The sequence below is a fragment of the Nocardia panacis genome (assembly GCF_003598715.1).
Classification (GTDB): domain Bacteria; phylum Actinomycetota; class Actinomycetes; order Mycobacteriales; family Mycobacteriaceae; genus Nocardia; species Nocardia panacis.
In genome coordinates this window covers 1-2,423 of the sequence record NZ_QZFU01000042.1, presented here as the reverse complement: position 1 = coordinate 2,423, position 2,423 = coordinate 1, and the positions used below count along the sequence as shown (strand labels likewise).

Sequence of the window (2,423 nt, the reverse complement as noted above, 5' to 3'; positions counted from 1 at the left end):
TCGCCGTTCCAGCCTTCGACGTCGACGGTGATGACCTGTCCGGGACCGATCTCGCCGAACAGGATCTTCTCCGAGAGCTGGTCCTCGATCTCGCGTTGGATCGTGCGACGCAACGGCCGCGCACCCAACACCGGATCGAAACCACGCTTCGCCAACAGGCTCTTGGCCTGCTCGGTCAACTCGATCCCCATATCCTTGTTCCGCAACTGGTTCGCGACCCGACCGATCATCAGATCCACCATCTCCACGATCTGATCGGTCGTCAACTGATGGAACACGATCACATCATCGATCCGGTTCAGGAACTCCGGCCGGAAATGCTTCTTCAACTCATCGTTGACCTTCAGCTTCATCCGCTCGTAGTTCGAACCCTCACTGTTGGACTGCGCGAACCCCAACCCCACGGCCTTCGAGATATCCGACGTCCCCAGATTCGACGTGAAGATCAACACCGTGTTCTTGAAATCCACCGTCCGACCCTGACCATCCGTCAAACGCCCATCCTCCAACACCTGCAACAGCGTGTTGTAGATCTCCTGATGCGCCTTCTCGATCTCATCGAACAACACCACCGAGAACGGCTTGCGACGCACCTTCTCCGTCAACTGCCCACCCTCCTCGTACCCGACATAACCGGGAGGAGCACCGAACAGACGCGACGCGGTGAACCTGTCGTGGAACTCACCCATATCGATCTGGATCAACGCGTCGTCATCACCGAACAAGAAATTCGCCAGAGCCTTCGACAACTCCGTCTTACCCACACCCGACGGACCCGCGAAGATGAACGACCCCGACGGCCGCTTCGGATCCTTCAACCCCGCCCGCGTCCGACGAATCGCCTTCGACACCGCCCGCACAGCGTCTTCCTGACCGATGATCCGCCGATGAAGCTCATCCTCCATCCGCAACAACCGAGTCGTCTCCTCCTCGGTCAACTTGAACACCGGAATACCCGTCCAATTCGCCAACACCTCGGCGATCTGCTCGTCATCGACCTCGGCGACCACATCCAGATCACCCGAACGCCACTGCTTCTCCCGCTCCGCCCGCTTCGCGACCAGCTGCTTCTCCTTGTCCCGCAACCGAGCCGCCTTCTCGAAGTCCTGCGCATCGATCGCCGACTCCTTCTCCCGACGCGCCTCCGCGATCCGATCATCGAACTCCCGCAGATCCGGCGGAGCCGTCATCCGACGAATCCGCATCCGCGCACCCGCCTCATCGATCAAATCGATCGCCTTGTCCGGCAGGAACCGATCATTGATATACCGATCCGCCAACGTCGCCGCCGCCACCAACGCGCCATCGGTGATCGACACCCGATGATGCGCCTCGTAACGATCCCGCAAACCCTTCAAAATATTGATCGTGTGCTCCACCGTCGGCTCACCGACCTGCACCGGCTGGAAACGACGCTCCAACGCCGCGTCCTTCTCGATGTACTTGCGGTACTCGTCCAACGTCGTCGCACCAATGGTCTGCAACTCACCACGCGCCAACTTCGGCTTCAAGATCGACGCCGCATCGATCGCGCCCTCCGCCGCACCCGCCCCCACCAGCGTATGCAACTCATCGATGAACAGAATGATGTCCCCACGCGTATTGATCTCCTTGAGGACCTTCTTCAAACGCTCCTCGAAATCACCCCGATACCGCGACCCCGCCACCAACGAACCCAGATCCAGCGTGTAGAGCTGCTTGTCCTTCAACGTCTCCGGCACCTCACCATTGACGATCCGCTGCGCCAACCCCTCCACCACCGCCGTCTTACCCACACCCGGCTCACCGATCAACACCGGATTGTTCTTCGTCCGACGCGACAACACCTGCATCACCCGCTCGATCTCCTTCGAGCGACCGATCACCGGATCCAGCTTCCCCTCCAAAGCCGCCTGCGTCAGATTACGACCGAACTGATCCAACACCAACGACGTCGACGGAGTCCCCGCCTCCCCACGCGACCCCGACTCCACCGGCTCCTTCCCCTGATACCCCGACAACAACTGAATCACCTGCTGACGCACACGATTCAAATCCGCCCCCAACTTCACCAACACCTGCGCCGCGACACCCTCACCCTCACGAATCAACCCCAAAAGGATGTGCTCCGTACCGATGTAGTTGTGCCCCAACTGCAAAGCCTCACGCAAACTCAGTTCGAGGACCTTCTTCGCCCGCGGCGTAAAAGGAATATGCCCCGACGGAGCCTGCTGACCCTGACCAATGATCTCCTCGACCTGAGACCGAACCCCCTCCAACGAAATCCCCAACGACTCCAACGACTTCGCCGCCACCCCCTCACCCTCATGAATCAGCCCCAGCAGGATGTGCTCGGTACCGATGTAATTGTGGTTGAGCATCCGGGCCTCTTCCTGGGCCAAGACAACGACACGCCTCGCGCGGTCGGTGAACCTCTCGAACAT

1 protein-coding gene is annotated in these 2,423 nt (G+C 60.0%); it reads right to left on the bottom strand.

What is annotated here, in order from left to right:
• Positions 1 to 2,423, bottom strand: a 2,423-nt coding sequence (locus tag D5S18_RS30240; protein WP_147404310.1) for an ATP-dependent Clp protease ATP-binding subunit, incomplete at its 3' end; no start/stop codon positions are given.